Annotated in this window: 13 protein-coding genes and 1 pseudogene; 6 read left to right on the forward strand and 8 right to left on the reverse strand. The window is 63.2% G+C overall.

Annotated features, from left to right (window positions below):
* Nucleotides 1-4 precede the first annotated feature (4 nt).
* Nucleotides 5-703: an ABC transporter permease gene (locus NTD84_RS15315; RefSeq protein WP_262166974.1), complete on the forward strand. Its 699-nt coding sequence runs from the start codon at nucleotides 5-7 to the stop codon at nucleotides 701-703.
* A complete protein-coding gene (locus NTD84_RS15320; RefSeq protein WP_262166977.1) occupies nucleotides 703-1,710 on the forward strand; it encodes a DMT family transporter in 1,008 nt (335 codons plus the stop codon). The genes NTD84_RS15315 and NTD84_RS15320 overlap by 1 nt, the downstream gene beginning before the upstream one ends.
* Here NTD84_RS15320 and NTD84_RS15325 read toward each other — a convergent pair.
* A pseudogene (locus tag NTD84_RS15325) lies at nucleotides 1,666-2,205 on the reverse strand (TetR/AcrR family transcriptional regulator); the annotation flags it as partial. The gene NTD84_RS15320 and the pseudogene NTD84_RS15325 overlap by 45 nt on opposite strands.
* Nucleotides 2,206-2,313: 108 nt before the next feature.
* Between NTD84_RS15325 and NTD84_RS15330 the strand changes: the two are divergent.
* The 3 genes from NTD84_RS15330 to NTD84_RS15340 all read left to right on the forward strand — a co-directional run bounded on the left by NTD84_RS15330 (nucleotide 2,314) and on the right by NTD84_RS15340 (nucleotide 5,425).
* Nucleotides 2,314-3,330: a succinylglutamate desuccinylase/aspartoacylase family protein gene (locus NTD84_RS15330; RefSeq protein ID WP_262166979.1), complete on the forward strand. Its 1,017-nt coding sequence runs from the start codon at nucleotides 2,314-2,316 to the stop codon at nucleotides 3,328-3,330.
* A gap of 206 nt (nucleotides 3,331-3,536) precedes the next feature.
* On the forward strand, nucleotides 3,537-4,757 hold the full coding sequence (locus NTD84_RS15335; protein WP_262166980.1) for a helix-turn-helix domain-containing protein: 1,221 nt from the start codon (nucleotides 3,537-3,539) through the stop codon (nucleotides 4,755-4,757).
* 35 nt (nucleotides 4,758-4,792) lie between these two features.
* Nucleotides 4,793-5,425 carry a PQQ-binding-like beta-propeller repeat protein gene (locus NTD84_RS15340; RefSeq protein WP_262166982.1) on the forward strand — a complete coding sequence of 211 codons (633 nt, stop codon included), beginning with the start codon at nucleotides 4,793-4,795 and terminating at the stop codon, nucleotides 5,423-5,425.
* Between the two features lie 13 nt (nucleotides 5,426-5,438).
* Here the strand turns inward: NTD84_RS15340 and NTD84_RS15345 are convergent, their stop codons facing one another.
* The 6 genes from NTD84_RS15345 to NTD84_RS15370 all read right to left on the reverse strand — a co-directional run bounded on the left by NTD84_RS15345 (nucleotide 5,439) and on the right by NTD84_RS15370 (nucleotide 12,420).
* Nucleotides 5,439-5,813, reverse strand: a complete 375-nt coding sequence (locus tag NTD84_RS15345) for a RidA family protein (RefSeq protein WP_262167235.1) — start codon at nucleotides 5,811-5,813, stop codon at nucleotides 5,439-5,441.
* Nucleotides 5,814-5,844: 31 nt separating this feature from the next.
* Entirely contained in the window at nucleotides 5,845-6,573 is a 729-nt protein-coding gene (locus tag NTD84_RS15350; protein WP_262166983.1) for a DUF3726 domain-containing protein, read from the reverse strand.
* Entirely contained in the window at nucleotides 6,573-8,291 is a 1,719-nt protein-coding gene (locus NTD84_RS15355; protein ID WP_262167237.1) for a hypothetical protein, read from the reverse strand. Before NTD84_RS15355 ends, NTD84_RS15350 begins: the two co-directional genes overlap by 1 nt.
* A 26-nt stretch (nucleotides 8,292-8,317) precedes the next feature.
* Nucleotides 8,318-9,871 (reverse strand): BCCT family transporter, encoded by a 1,554-nt coding sequence (locus NTD84_RS15360; RefSeq protein ID WP_262166985.1) that lies wholly within the window; start codon nucleotides 9,869-9,871, stop codon nucleotides 8,318-8,320.
* Between the two features lie 106 nt (nucleotides 9,872-9,977).
* Nucleotides 9,978-10,964 (reverse strand): dipeptidase, encoded by a 987-nt coding sequence (locus NTD84_RS15365; protein ID WP_262166987.1) that lies wholly within the window; start codon nucleotides 10,962-10,964, stop codon nucleotides 9,978-9,980.
* 13 nt (nucleotides 10,965-10,977) lie between these two features.
* Nucleotides 10,978-12,420, reverse strand: coding sequence for an aldehyde dehydrogenase family protein (locus NTD84_RS15370; protein WP_262166989.1), 1,443 nt, complete (start codon nucleotides 12,418-12,420; stop codon nucleotides 10,978-10,980).
* A gap of 92 nt (nucleotides 12,421-12,512) precedes the next feature.
* Between NTD84_RS15370 and NTD84_RS15375 the strand changes: the two genes are divergently transcribed.
* Nucleotides 12,513-13,406: a LysR family transcriptional regulator gene (locus NTD84_RS15375; RefSeq protein ID WP_262166991.1), complete on the forward strand. Its 894-nt coding sequence runs from the start codon at nucleotides 12,513-12,515 to the stop codon at nucleotides 13,404-13,406.
* A 20-nt stretch (nucleotides 13,407-13,426) separates the two neighbouring features.
* On the opposite strand, the gene NTD84_RS15380 is transcribed toward NTD84_RS15375, so the two are convergent.
* Nucleotides 13,427-14,329: a LysR substrate-binding domain-containing protein gene (locus NTD84_RS15380; protein ID WP_262166993.1), complete on the reverse strand. Its 903-nt coding sequence runs from the start codon at nucleotides 14,327-14,329 to the stop codon at nucleotides 13,427-13,429.
* Nucleotides 14,330-14,358: the final 29 nt, after the last annotated feature.

The following is a 14,358-nucleotide window of genomic DNA, read 5'->3' on the forward strand; positions in this document are numbered from 1 at the left end:
TGAAATGATTCCAGCGTGGATAGTTGAATACGCGGCGCTGTTGGGCCGGGGTTTGCAAACGACGATTACCTTGCTGTTGCTGTCCAGTGTGTTCGGGTTCCTGCTGGCCATCCTGGTGGCGCTGGCCCGGATCTCGAAATACAAGGTGATCGCCAAGGCCAGTCTGTTTTACACCAGCGTGTTTCGCGGCACACCGTTGCTGATCCAGATCTACATTTTCTACTACGGACTCGGCAGCCTGTTTTCGCAATTTCCGCTGATTCGCGGCAGCTTTCTCTGGCCGTACCTGCGCGATGGTTACTGGTACATCGTGTTTGCCCTGGTGGTGTCGGTGGGCGCCTATGTCGGCGAAGTGATTCGCGGTGGCCTGCTGGCGGTGCCGAAAGGTGAAATGGAAGCCGCCTCGGCCTTCGGCATGACCTCGCGCCAGTCGCTGCTGCGCGTGCGTTTGCCTCGCGCCATGCGCCTGCTGTTGCCGACATTGGCCGGCGAGACCGTGATGTTGCTCAAGTCCACGGCATTGGCCTCGACCATCGCGGTCATCGACCTGCTGGGCGCTGCCAACGTGGTCAGGGCGCAGACCCTGCAAGTGTATGAGCCGCTGTTGCTGGTGGCCGGCGTGTACGTGTGCCTGACCTTCCTGATCGAGGCGATGTTTGCCTTCTTCGAGCGGCGCGGGACGCCCGTGCGCAGGTCGGCGTAATGAATGCGTCACGCAGGGGTGACCGCACGTTGCAAGCCATTGGCCTGTGCACCCTGGGCTACGCGTTCCTGGCATTGCAGGACGCGGTCATCAAATGGCTGGTGGCCGACTATTCGGTGGTCACCATCCTGTTCTGGCGCAGCCTCTTCGTGGTGCTCGTCTGTTTGCTGGCGGGGCGTTTGCGCATGGTCCGGCGCGCCTGGCGTTCGCCAAGCCGTCGCGTGCTGGTGGAACGCGGCTTGTTATCGCTCGTGGCGTGGGTGCTCTACTACACGGCCGCCCGGGACCTGACCCTGGCGGAAATGACCACGCTGTATTTTTCGGCACCGATCATGGTCACGGTGCTGGCCGGGATCTTTCTCAAGGAGCGGGCCAGCGCCTGGCAGTGGTTGAGCCTGGTGATCGGTTTTGTCGGCGTGCTCATCGCTTGCCGCCCGAGCAACATGGTCGAACCCTTGCCCATCGTGCTGTCGCTGCTGGCGGCGGCGTGCTGGGCGTTCACCTACATCCAGTTGCGCCGGGTCGACGAGCAGACGTCGGTGCTGGAGCAGATGCTCATCACCAACGTGGTGTTCGTCGTGTGCATGATGGTGGCGTTGCCCTGGAGCTACACCCCGGCGTCGACCCCGGCCTGGCTGGGCATGCTCGGTGCCGGGCTGGTCGGCGGCATCGGTCAGTTCCTGCTGTTCGTCAGTTTCCAGCGCGCCACGGCGACCGTGCTGGCGCCGTTCGAGTACACCGGTCTGGTCTGGGCGTTCCTGCTGTCGAGCCTGGTCTGGGGCACGTTGATGGACATGTCACTGATCGTCGGTGCGGTCCTGATCGCGATCAGCGGCACGCTGGCGATGATCTTCGGCCGGCACGACGCCCAGGACGTCGTCGGTGCTGAATGCGCCGTGACGCAGCCCCTTTACCCAGCAACGACTGATGTGGAGGCCGTTGGCGGGGCTGAAGGTCTCGGGGTTGAGGCACCACTCGAGCCAGAGTCCGTCGAGCATCGCCGATAGGCCGATGGCGGCCAGGCGTGTGTCGTGAATCACGAAGCCTTCGCTGGCGGCCAGGTCGTCCAGCAGGGTGCGCAGCAGGTCGAGGTAGGCGCGGTAGCTTTTTTCGTGGGACTGGCTGACGAAGTCCGAGTGCCGGATCAGGCTCCAGAACACCACCCAGACGCCGAGCAGTTTCGGGTCCATGACCCGCGGCGAAAACGAGCCGATGAGGAAGGTGTCCATTTTTTCCGCGGGCGTGCCGGACTGCTGGATTTCCTGGTGCAGGGCGGTGGTCAGTTCGCTGGCGAGCTTCTGGTAAGTGTCGGCGATCAATGCGTCGATGCTGCCGAAATGGTGGTTGAGCAGGCCAACGGACACCCCGGCCTCGGTGGCGATGCGACGCACGGAAATCCCGGCGTGGCCGTCACGGGCCAGGCAGCGCAGGGTGGCTTCCACCAGCAATTCACGGCGTTCATCGGGTTCGACACGGCGGTATTTTGGAAGGTCGGTGGTCACAACGAAATCCTTGGATGCGGTGCCAGGTTGGCGAGCTTAGTTGAACGTGCGTTCAAGATCCAGTCTGGCAGCCGCTGTTTTTAATGATCAGATGAGGAGGGCAGGCAGATGGTGCAGGATATTTCGTTCGATGTTCGCAACAACAACGGCGACGCCGTGCGGGTCGGGGCCTGGCGTTTCGAGGGCGATGGCAGCGGGCCGGTCGTGCATTTGCAGGCGGGGGTGCATGCCGATGAAATCGCCGGGATGCTGGTGCTGCACCTGTTGATGCAACGGCTGCACATCGCCGAGTCCGAAGGGCGTCTCAAGAGCCAGGTGACTGTCGTGCCACAAGCCAATCCGCTGGGCATCGGCCAGTTTCGCCAGGGGCGGATTCTCGGGCGCTTTCATGACGCCACCGGCCACAATTTCAACCGCGGGTTCGACCAGTCCACCGCCATGACCCGACCTTCGACCAACGTCCAGGAATGGCAAAAAAGCCTGGTGCAACTGACCGCAGGCGCCGAGGTGATGCTGGACCTGCACACCGATGACGAATCCTTGCCGTACCTCTACGTGCATCGCAGCTTCGCGGCACGCGGTCGCGAGCTGGCGGCGGCGATGAAGATGGACGTGGCGATCATCTGGGATGACGGCGGCGACGGTTCCTTCGAGGAAACCATCATCGCGCCCTGGCTGCGCGACGGCGTTACGCCGCGGAACATGGCCGCGACCCTGGAGCTGCGCGGGCAGGGCGACGTCAGCGACCGCTTCGCCGAGCAGGACGCCGAGGGGTTGTATGCCTGGCTGTGCAACAGCGGGGTGATCGATGAAGCGTTGACAGTCGGCGACTGGCCGGTAGAGGTGAAGGATATGGAGCAGATGGAAACCATTCTTTCGCCGCAGCCAGGAGTGTTGATTTTCGAAAAAGAGCTGGGGGATTTCGTCGAAGAAGGCCAGCGCTTCGCCCGCATCCTGGGGCGGCCGGGCGATCCATCGTCGGAAGTGGTGCTGCACGCGGAACAGGCGGGGAGGATGGTCACGCGTTATCGCGATCGCTTGATTTCCCAGGGCGCGGTGGTGGCGAAATTCACCGGCACCAGGACGTCACGTAACTGGAGCGGTGGGTTGCTGGACCCGAATTGAGGGCTGATATTCTCGGTGTACCTGAGGGCCTGGTCGCAACAGTGTCCGGTGTGATCGCGATTCCGCCCCACGACACAAAACCCGTAGGAGCAAGCCTGCTCGCGATAGCGTCCGCCCGGACACCACAACTTCCCGACCCACCCCGGCCGTGAACTAGACTGACTCCCACATCAACCGGTGGGAGTGACCCGCGTGGCGCAACTCAAATGGATTCGTTGATCACCGCCGCCGCGCGGGCCTTGGCGGCGGGGGATCCGCTGGGCGCGCTGGACCGGGTGGCATTGCGTGACGATGCGCCGGCGCTCGCCTTGCGCGGCATTGCGATGGCGCAGCTCGGCGATCTGCCGCGGGCGAAGGCGCTGGTGAAGCGTGCGGCACGTGCGTTCGGGCCCAAAGAAGCACTGGCGCGGGCACGCTGCGTGGTGGCAGAGGCCGAGATTGCCCTGGCGTCGCGCGAACTCGGCTGGCCGGTGAAGGCCCTGGAAGCGGCGCGGTTCACCCTTGAGGCACACGGCGACCGGGTCAACGCTGCTCACGCACAGTATTTGCAGATCCGCCGATGGCTGCTGATCGGTCGGCTCGACGAGGCCGACGCACGGCTGGCCGCGCTGGACCCTGCGCCGTTGCCGCCAGCCCTGCGCGCTGCCCACGAACTGGTGGTGGCGGGGATTGCCATCCGCCGACTGCAATCGCAAGCGGCCCGACAGGCACTGATACGGGCCGGGCATTTTGCCCACGAGGCCGGTATCCCTGCGCTCACCGCAGAAGTCGAACACGCCTTGCTCGTCCTCAATACCCCGGCCGCGCGCCTGATCGCCCACGGCGAAGAGCGGCCGTTACTGCTGCAGGAGGTCGAAGCCGTGCTCGGCTCAACCTCGCTGGTGGTCGACGCCTGCCGCTACGGCGTCCGTGCCGCTGGCATGTCGGTGTCCCTCGCCACGCGCCCGGTGTTGTTCGGGCTGGCCCGGGCGCTGGCTGAAGCCTGGCCGGGCGATGTATCGAGGGAATTGCTGATCCGCCGGGCGTTTCGCCTGAAGCTTTCCGACGAGTCCCATCGAGCCCGCTTGCGCGTCGAAATCGGACGGCTGCGCAAAGCGCTGAAGCCTTTGGCCGGGATCATCGCCACCCCACACGGGTTTGCCCTGGTGGCCCTGGTCTCATCCGACGTTGTGGTGTTGGCGCCTCCTGTCGAAGAGCAGTACGCGGCGCTGTTCGCCTTTCTCGTCGACGGTGAATCGTGGTCGAGCTCAGCCTTGGCGCTGGCGGTCGGCAGCAGTCAACGCACCGTGCAACGGGCCCTCGACGCACTGGCGGCAGGGGGCAAGGTGCAGTCATTCGGGCATGGACGGGCACGGCGCTGGATGACCCCGCCAGTGCCCGGTTTCGCGACGACCTTGTTACTCCCGGCACCGCTGCCGAGTGATTAGGATGAACGTCACGAACCCCAGAAGAGGCAACCGAGATGAAACCGTCAAGCGCAGAAATCCTACGTGAATATGGCCCGTTTACCGGGGTCGACGCCGTGCATGGCGTGACCTGGGACGGTCAGCAGGTCTGGTTTGCCAGCGGCGAGAAACTCATCGCCCTCGACCCGCAAAGCGGCAAGACCGTGCGCTCGATCGACGTCACCGCCGATGCGGGCACGGCGTTCGATGGCCAGTATCTGTTCCAGATCGCCGCCGACCGTATCCAGAAAATCGACCCGCAGAGCGGCAAGGTCCTCAACACCATCCCGGCACCGGGCGGCGGCAACGATTCCGGGCTGACGTGGGCCGAAGGCACCTTGTGGGTCGGCCGCTATCGCGAGCGGAAAATCCATCAGATCGACCCCGAGACCGGCGCGATTCTGCGCACGATCGAATCCAACCGCTTCGTCACCGGGGTGACCTGGGTCGAGGGTCAGCTGTGGCATGGCACCTGGGAAGGCGACGAGAGCGAACTGCGCCGGGTCGATGCGAAAACCGGGGAAGTGCTGCACAGCATCAGGATGCCCGCCGGTGTCGGCGTGTCGGGGCTCGAGTCCGACGGCGCCGAGCGGTTTTTCTGCGGCGGTGGTGGCAGCGGGAAGGTGAGGGTGGTGCGGCGCCCGCAATGAGGCGCCGTCCTGCTCAATCCATGCAGGCGTAGACCACCAGTTCCACCAGCATGTCCTCCCTGGCCAGACCGGCGACGACCAGCGCGGCGCGGTTAGGGTAGGGCGCCTGGAAGTACTCGGTGTAGAGCGCGTTCACGGTGGCCAGGTAGCTGCGGTCGGTGACGTAGATCATCACCTGGGTGACGGCGTCAAGAGAACTGCCGGCCGCCTCCAGGGTATGGCGCAGGTTGTCCAGCGTTTGCCGGGTCTGCGGTTCAATACCACCGGCGACCACCTGGCCCTCACGGTCGATGGGGATTTGCGCGGTGTACAGCGTGCCGTTGCCGACCACGGCCCACTCCAGGGGCGCGCGCGAGGCGAAGAGGTCGGTCTTGATGGCGTATTTCATCGATAGCATCCTGAAGCGGGTTTGAAGGTATTCAGCGGGCATCGCTGCTTTCGCCGGCGCCGCGGCGGCGGGATTCCTCGGTGCTTTCCACCAGCACCTGTTCACCCAGTTTCTTCAACATCGACCAGACTTCATCGTCGACCTCCAGGCCATCGGCGAGCCGGCGGGCGGGCGAAGGCCGGGTGATTTCCGGATCGATACCCTCGGCACTGAGCCGCGGGAGCAAGGTGAAGTGACGGGAGATCAGGACATTGATGCTTTGCTCGTCGCTGTCGGCGGGTTGCGGCAACGCCTGCACCCGCAACGATGGAATGAGCTGACCGGCACTGAGGGTGGCCACCCGTTCCTGGCGAGCATCGCGCCAATAAACGCAAAAGTTCAGGCCCTGGTCGGCGCAGCGTGCCAGGTAGCCGAGCAACAGAAGACGGTTGTGACAGTGGCGGATACGGATCAGCGCGCTGCCGCCACGCAGCGCCTTGCTCACCCCTAGCTCAATGGCTTGAGCAGCGCAACGCAAGACGCTTTGGCCGTGTGCATCGAGGGTCAGTTGCCCGGCGTCTTCGTAGCAGGTAGCGAAGGGCCGATCGACTTCATCGTGGAGAAAGGCCAGGGCATTTTTCAGCGCGCCGATGCCGTCGAGGCCTTGCAGTTGCAGCCAGGCAATCATTTCGGCGGCATCGTCGCAATCACCGGGAGCAAAGCCGATGCCTTCGAAGGCTTTGCGGCAGACCACCTGAATTTCATTGAGCGAGACACGCATCAGACTTCTCCAGCGACAGCGGCCAGCGATGGCATGACCGCGAAATTCCAGTCATCGTCAAAGGGCTGACCGATTTCGCGGATCAACGGCGCGCCCTGGAACAGGGTGATGCGCACCCAGCGGCTGGACTTGGGGTCGAACTTGCCGGCGCCGAAGAACGCCAGTTTGCAGCGCAGCAAGTGGATCGGCAGCATGCGGCGGTCCATCAGGTTGGCGCGGATTTCCCCGTAGGTGCAGCGGGCCATGCCCTGCAAGCGACAGACCGTGCCCTTGAACTGCGGTTGCGCCAGCAAGAAATGCGCGGTCAATTGCTGCGGATGCTGTTCGCGGTAAGCCAGCAGGGCGCGGTGGCAACGCTGGATATTGTGCGCAAGGCCCAACTGCATTTCCTTCTCGGCACCCGGTTCCATGGCGCGCTCGCCCAGGCGCGGCTCTTCCTTTTCAGCCGAGCGATACCAGAAGAAGTGGTTCGCATCGGCTGTGCCCAGGTCGTAGTCGAGTGCCCAGCGATAGTGCGTCTCCATCAGCTCGCACAGCTCATTCAGCGGCATGTCGGCATTGAGTCGAAAACCCTCTTTGGCCGACATTTGCTCCGCCAGCGGATCGACTTGCTCGGGGTACAGCTCCAGCAACAGGCTCACCAGCAGTTCCTGGCAGCCGATGCCGCAATGCGACTGTGTCCAGGCTTGCAGGGCTGGCCACAGGTCGGAGCTTGCCGGTTGAAGCTCGAACCATTCCGTCAGTTGCTCCAGGTCGATAAGGGTCTGCTGATCGATCGCGCTTTGGCGTTGATCTTCGGTGATGGTTTCCTGCAGATGCTGACGCGCCCGCGCCAGCAATGAATGCAACCGCTGTACTTCAGGCAGCTGCGCAGGCTGCGCCATTACCCGCATCAGCGCGGTTTCCCTGGCCCAGACCCATTGATCGACCAGTTGCGGATGGTTGATCAGGAAGGGCGCCATGCCCAGCCCCGTGGAGTTGCCGACCCCTAGGTAACGTTGCAGGGCGGTGTCCAGCCCGACCGCCCGTTGTGGATTGCGCGCCCGCGCCATGTGTTCGATTTGCTCGATGCTGAAATGCCTGAGCAAATACACGGTGAACATCTGCGCGCTGAAGGGTTGAGTAAAATCCTCACGTTCTTGCAGGCAGCTGAAATCGGCGATGCCGAACTTGCCGTTGCCATACACGGCGGTGGTGCGATACAGGTAGCCGACCGCGGCAAGTTGCCGAGGGTCCGGCTGACAGCCTTCGGCCAGCGCCTCGACGAAACGCTCGAAATTGCGCAGGCTGCGGTTGGCCCGCGACAGCACCAGCACCCGCGCGTCAAAGCGCCCGGCTTCCTGCAGGGGCACGTTGCGCCGCAGATCCGCCAGTTGCTGCTCGTCGACATCCCCGGCCAGCAGCACGAAGCTGACGTCCCACTGATCGGCGATTACCCGGTCGCTGCGCTTTTCCGGCGGCAGGTACATCGAGAAAATCACGCAGTGATAGTGGGCTCCAGGCGTGTCGATCCGGTAGATAGCCGTGCCATAGCCCTCAGCGTCCAGGTCGAAGCGGGTACGCTGGATGCGCCATTGCTCATTCATCATGCGCCGCATGCTGCTGCGCACGAAACTCAAGCGACTTTGAAAATGGCTGCCCAGCCGGTCCAGGTCCATGACCTGCGCCGCGGGGCGCAGGGTCGGTTGTGACACGGCGTCGGAGTGGGTGGGAAACATCATTGCGATTCCTGAACTATTCATCATCAGACAGCCTGTTCGCGCGCCATGTGCCGGGCGATACGCAGCGCATCCCAGAGCGACGGCAGGATCAACAGCGAAACCGGCACTGCGGTGATTACGATAAACGATTGCAGCGCGGTGACACCGCCTGAACCGATGGTGATCAGCACCACCGCGGCCAGGCCCATGCCGATGGCCCAGAATGCCCGCAGCCATTTTTTCGGTTTGTCGTTGCTCGACATGGCCATCGCCACGGTGAACGCCATGGCGTCGCCATTGGTGGCCACCGAAATGAAGCTCAGGAACAGGAACAGCGCGGAGACCAGGCCCCCCAGCGGCAGGTTTTGCGTCACGCCCAACAACAGCGCTTCGGGTTGTGCACCGTTGGCCGTGACGATGCCCGGCGTTTGCAGTTCCAGGCCGATGCCGGTGCCGCCGACCACGGTGAACCAGAACATGGTCACGATGGGAGCAATGATCGACAGCGTCATGATCACTTCCCGAATTGTCCGCCCCCGGGAGATCTTGGCGACGTAGAGCGCGACCATCGGCGCATAACCGATGAACCAGCCCCAGTAGAACACCGTCCACCAGTCGAGCCATTTCGGGTCGGCGCGAAACAGCGTCATCGGAATGAACTGTTCCAGGTGCAAGGCGAACGCGGTCGGGAAACCACCGAGGATGAACATCGTCGGCCCGAACGCCACCATGAAGACCGCCAGGCCGATCATCAGCCAGACATTGATTTCACTGACGAAGCGGATGCCCTTGAGGCCTACCAGGCAGGACGTCGTGTACAGCACGGTGACCAGCACGATGGTGATCGACTGAACCATCAAATCGTTGGGGATGCCCCAGACCGAATGCAACGCGCTGCTGATTTGCAGGCCGAGGAAACCGATTGGTCCGATCGTGCCGGCGACGACCGCGATGATCGAGGTAGCGTCCGCCAGCGTACCGATCGGTCCCTTGAGTGCGCGCTCGCCGAGCAGTGGATACAGCAATGTCCGCGGAGCCAGCGGCAGGCCTTTGTCGTAATGCAAGTGCATCAACACGATCGACAGCAGGCTGCCCAGCACCGCCCAGGCGAGAAAGCCCCAATGCACGAAGGACTGGGCAAGCGCGACATGCGCAGCCGCTTCGGTGTGCGGCTGTACGCCGGCGAACAGCGGCGGCGGGCTGGCGAAGTGCATCAGTGGTTCGGCCGCGGCCCAGAAGGCGCCGCCACCGGCGAGCAGGGCGCACATGATCACGGCGATCCAGTTGAAGGTGCTGGTGTCAGGTCGCTGGTCGATGCCGCCAAGCCGCACCCGCCCGCATCTGCTGAAGCAGATGAACAGGCTCACGGCGAAGGTCAGCAGCATCAGTATCTGCCAGTACAAGCCGAAGAATTTCGTCGACCAGGCGAACAACGTGTTCACCAGTGTCGAGACGCCATCAATGTTGACCAGCGACGCGATCAGGAAGGCGGCAAGGAAGCCGCCACTGATCAGGAACAGCGGCCAGTCGATGTCTTTTTTCGCTGGCGCAAGGCTCAGTGGCTGGCCATCGACTTGCAGGGTGCTGGAAGTTTTCATGATGCCTCCAAAATACGCGCTTGACGCTGTCCGTCGCCGGTTGGGGAGATGAACGGGAAGCTGTTGTTTTTGTTTTTCATGCTGTCCTCACGGTGTTTATCAGGCGTCAGGTTTGTGGGGTGGTGGCGTTTTCCAGCAGGCGCAGCCAGTTGAGTCCCATGATGTTGCGCACCTCGATCTCTCCGAAACCGCGGGCGCGCAGGCCCTGGGCGATGGCCGGGAAATCCCGGCTGTCGCGGAACCATTGCAACGGCGAGGGCCAGCTGGCGTTGTCCGCCGAACCTTCGCCATAGTCCTTGTCCTTGCTCCAGCGGCCATTGCGCATCCACTCGAGGACCGCCAGGGGTTGCTGCTGGCACAGGTCGGTGCCGATGCCGATGTGCTCGACGCCCATCAGGTCTGCCGTGGTGGCGACCATGTCGCAGAAGGTCTCGAGGGTGCAGCCCGACGCGCCCTTGAGGTGGAAGGGGTAGGTGCTGAAACCGAGCAGGCCGCCCGACTCGGCGATACCGCGCAGGACCGCATCGGATTTGTTGCGCTTGGCCGCATGGAAGCTCGACGGGTTGGCGTGGGAGACGATCACCGGCCGACTCGATAGCTCAATGGCTTCCAGGGTGCTGCGCTCGGCGCTGTGGGACATGTCGATCAACATGCCCACGCGATTCATTTCACGGATCACCTGGCGGCCGAAACGGCTGATGCCGTTGTCTTCGGCTTCGTAGCAGCCGCTGGCCAACAGGCTCTGGTTGTTGTAGGTGAGCTGCATGATCAGCACGCCCAGCTGGCGGAAGACCTCCACCAGGCTGATGTCGTCCTCGATCGGCGAGCAGTTCTGGAAGCCGAAGAATATTCCCACCCGGCCTTCCTGGTGGGCCAGGCGAATATCCGTCGCCTCACGCACCGGACGAATCAGCTCGGGCCAGGTCTCGAAACGACGGTTCCATTCGCCGATGCGCGACAGGGTTTCCCGGGCGTTTTCGTGATACGCAATGGTCGCGTGGACCGCGCTCAGGCCTCCGGCCTGCATCTGCCGGAAGATCTCTTCGTTCCAGTGAGAATATTGCAGGCCATCGATCATCAATAAGTCGTGCATGGTGATCTCCGCTTCAAGGGCGCACGTAGGTGGTCTTGACCACGGTGTAGAAATCGCGGGCGTATTGCCCTTGCTCGCGCGGGCCGAAACTCGAGTTCTTTCGTCCGCCAAACGGCACGTGGTAATCGGTGCCGGCGGTGGGCAGGTTGACCATGACGCAACCGGTGCGGGCGCGACGCTTGAAGTCGCTGGCATAACGCAACGACTGGGTGATGATCCCGGCGGTGAGGCCGTACTCGGTGTCGTTCAGCACCGCGAGGGCCTGTTCGTAGTCGTTCACCCGGATCACGCAGGCAATCGGCCCGAAGACTTCTTCGCGGTTGATGCGCATGCCGTTATGGGAGTCGATGAATAACGCCGGGCGCATGTAGTGGCCGGCGGGCTCGAGGGCCAGCAGGTCGCCGCCTTCGATCAGCGTGGCGCCTTCCTCTTCGGCCAGGCGCAGGTAGTTCAGGTTCTGCTCCAGTTGCCGGGCTTCCGCCACCGGGCCGATGTGCACGCCTTGTTCGAGGGCGTGGCCGACTTTCAGCTGACGCATGCGCGCAATCAGGGCGGCGACAAAACGGTCGTGGATGCCGTCACAGACGATCAGGCGCGAAGAGGCGGTGCATTTTTGCCCCGTGCCGAAGAAGGCGCCGTTCAATGCGCACTCGACGGCGATCTCCAGATCGGCGTCGTCCAGCACCACCAGCGCATTCTTGCTGCCCATCTCCAGTTGGCAGCGCACCAGGTTGCCGGCCGTGGCCACGGCCACGCGCCGGCCCGTTTGCAGGGAGCCGGTGAAGGTCAGCGCGTCGATGTCCGCCGAGGTAATCAGGCCCTCGCCGACGACACTGCCGCTGCCCATGACCAGGTTGAAAGTGCCGGCGGGGAGCGCCTGGCGGCTGATGATTTCACTGAGCGCCCAGGCGCTGGCGGGCACCAGATTCGCCGGTTTGAACACCACGGCGTTGCCGAAGGCCAGGGCCGGGGCGATCTTCCAGGCGGCGGTGGCCATCGGGAAATTCCATGGGGTGATGATGCCGACCACGCCCACGGGTTCACGCTGCACTTCGATCTCGATGCCGGGGCGCACCGATGCGGCGGTTTCGCCCATCTGGCGCAGCACTTCGGCGGCATAGTAGTGGAAGAACTGCGCGGAACGATTGACCTCGCCAATGCCCTCGGCCAGCGGTTTGCCTTCTTCGCGCGAGAGCAATTCGCCGAGTTCATCCTTGCGCGCCATCAACTCGTTGCCGATGGCCATCAACACCTGCTGGCGCTGCTCCAGGCCAGTGGCGGCCCAGTGTGGCTGGGCCTCGCGGGCGGCGGTGATGGCCGCTGCGGTTTGCGCGGCGCTGGCCTGGTGGTAGTGGCCGATCAGGTCTTCGACGTCCGAAGGGCTGTGGTTGGCGATAACGCCCACGCCTTCGCACCAGTCGCCGGCGATGTAGTTTTTGTAAGGTTGCAGTGCCATGGGGAACCTCCGATTGCGTGGTCCCCATCTTGAGAGTATTAATCTGCAAATAAAAATTAATAATAAATATGAAACGATAAGGAAAACTTACCGTGTTGCCAGAGCTGAAGATCACCCAATTGCGCTATTTCGTCTTGGTTGCGCAGCTGAAAAGCTTTCACGGCGCTGCCAAACAGGCTTATCGCTCGCAACCGGCGCTGTCGCTGGCGGTGCGTGAGCTGGAACAGAAGCTCGGCCAGGCCCTCTTCGAGAAGGGCGGCAAAACCGAGTTGACGCCGTTTGGCGAACACTGTTTGCCGCTGTTCCAGGACCTGCTGGCGCACCACGACCGGATCGCCCGGGAAGTCAGCTTGCTGGCCCGACATGAAATCGGCCAGGTGAGCATCGCCACGGTGCCGTCGGTGGCCAGCCGACTGCTGCCGCACCTGCTCGCGCGATTTGTCAGCGAGCAGCCGAAACTGCAGATCAGCATTCAGGACGGCAACGCCGACAGCGTTCAGCAATTGTTGCTGCAGGGACAGGTGGACTTCGCCATCAGCAGTGTCTGGATGCCCGACGAGCGCATTGATTTCCTGCCCATCCTCAGCGACCAGGTCGGTGTGGTCTGCCGTCATGATCACCCGCTGGCGGAGGCGGGCGGCGCCTTGCACTGGTCGAGCCTGCAAGCGTATCCGCTGGTGCGCAATGGCACGTCACGCCTGCTGGAGGGCACCGACGCGCAGGGTTTGCTGGAGAGCAGTCTGCTGTTTGTCTCCAACATGATTTCGCTGATCGCGATGCTCGAACAGGGCATCGGCATCACGACACTGCCCTCGCTGGCGTTTCCCCAGGGCAATGATCAATTGGTATTCCTGCCGCTTTCAGCGCCGAAAGTGGAGCGGCAGATCGGCATCCTGTGCCGCAAGGGCCACAGCCTGTCCCCGGCGGCGGCGGAGTTGATGAAGTTCCTGCAGGCGAATATGCGTGGAACTGTGGCGCAACGGTAGGACCTGCCGCAGGGGCCGGGTCACAGGCCCCAGCCTTCCCGTACGGCGCGCCGAATCCCCTCCAGCAACATCGCAAACGCCGGGTTGTCATTGTTCTCCCGCCAGATCAGGTGCAGCTCGCTCTGCACGCCTTCGCCCAGATCGATATCGCGAAACACCACATGCTTGAACACCACACTGCTGGCGCAACGCGGCACCAGCGCCAGGCCCATGCCGGCGTTGACCAGCGCCAGGATCGTCAGCGACGAACCGAGCCATTGCACGTATTCCGGTGCGACCCGCGCCGAGCGCAGCATACCGGTGAGCAGTTCGTTGAACGGTGGGTAGGCCGCGTGGGAGTACATCAGAAAGGGTTGCGCATCGAGGTCGTTGACCGACACAGTTTCAGCGCTGGCCAGGCGATGATGGCTGGGTACGGCCAGCACGAACGGCTCGCGCACCAGACATTCGGTGGCGTAGCCCGGTTCAAGCAGCGGCGCGCGGACAATGCCCAGGTCAATTCTTCGGGCGCGTAACGCTTCGTGCTGCTGGTAGGTGTTCATCTCGGACAGGTCGATTTTCACGTGGGGCTGTTTGAGCCGCGCTTCGGCGATGACCTTCGGCAGAAACTCGTACACCGCGCTGCCGACGAAACTGATGTTGACCGAACCGATATCTCCTTCGGCGAAGCGGCGGGCGGTGACCGCCGCTTGTTGCGCGCGCTCCAGAAGATTCTGCGCTTCGATGAAGAACGCGCGGCCGGCCGCGGTCAACGCAACGCTGCGAGTGGTGCGGGTGAACAGTTCGACGCCCAAGTGATGCTCCAGCAGTTGAATCTGTCGGCTGAGCGGCGGCTGGGTCATGTTCAACCGCTCGGCAGCGCGGCGGAAGTTGAGTTCGGTTGCCACGGTGGTGAAGCAGCGCAGTTGCGTGAGTTCGAACATTGATCTAATCCAGGTATCAATCGAATGCC

It is taken from the genome of Pseudomonas sp. 14P_8.1_Bac3, from assembly GCF_025466085.1.
Lineage (GTDB): Bacteria > Pseudomonadota > Gammaproteobacteria > Pseudomonadales > Pseudomonadaceae > Aquipseudomonas.

Excerpts from the sequence above, each read along its gene's own strand:
- NTD84_RS15315 (WP_262166974.1), top strand. The coding sequence starts at position 5 with ATGATTCCAGCGTGGATAGTTGAATACGCGGCGCTGTTGGGCCGGGGT.
- NTD84_RS15320 (WP_262166977.1), top strand. The coding sequence starts at position 703 with ATGAATGCGTCACGCAGGGGTGACCGCACGTTGCAAGCCATTGGCCTG.
- NTD84_RS15330 (WP_262166979.1), top strand. The coding sequence starts at position 2,314 with ATGGTGCAGGATATTTCGTTCGATGTTCGCAACAACAACGGCGACGCC.
- NTD84_RS15335 (WP_262166980.1), top strand. The coding sequence starts at position 3,537 with ATGGATTCGTTGATCACCGCCGCCGCGCGGGCCTTGGCGGCGGGGGAT.
- NTD84_RS15340 (WP_262166982.1), top strand. The coding sequence starts at position 4,793 with ATGAAACCGTCAAGCGCAGAAATCCTACGTGAATATGGCCCGTTTACC.
- NTD84_RS15345 (WP_262167235.1), bottom strand. The coding sequence starts at position 5,813 with ATGAAATACGCCATCAAGACCGACCTCTTCGCCTCGCGCGCGCCCCTG.
- NTD84_RS15350 (WP_262166983.1), bottom strand. The coding sequence starts at position 6,573 with ATGCGTGTCTCGCTCAATGAAATTCAGGTGGTCTGCCGCAAAGCCTTC.
- NTD84_RS15355 (WP_262167237.1), bottom strand. The coding sequence starts at position 8,291 with ATGTTTCCCACCCACTCCGACGCCGTGTCACAACCGACCCTGCGCCCC.
- NTD84_RS15360 (WP_262166985.1), bottom strand. The coding sequence starts at position 9,871 with ATGAAAACTTCCAGCACCCTGCAAGTCGATGGCCAGCCACTGAGCCTT.
- NTD84_RS15365 (WP_262166987.1), bottom strand. The coding sequence starts at position 10,964 with ATGCACGACTTATTGATGATCGATGGCCTGCAATATTCTCACTGGAAC.
- NTD84_RS15370 (WP_262166989.1), bottom strand. The coding sequence starts at position 12,420 with ATGGCACTGCAACCTTACAAAAACTACATCGCCGGCGACTGGTGCGAA.
- NTD84_RS15380 (WP_262166993.1), bottom strand. The coding sequence starts at position 14,329 with ATGTTCGAACTCACGCAACTGCGCTGCTTCACCACCGTGGCAACCGAA.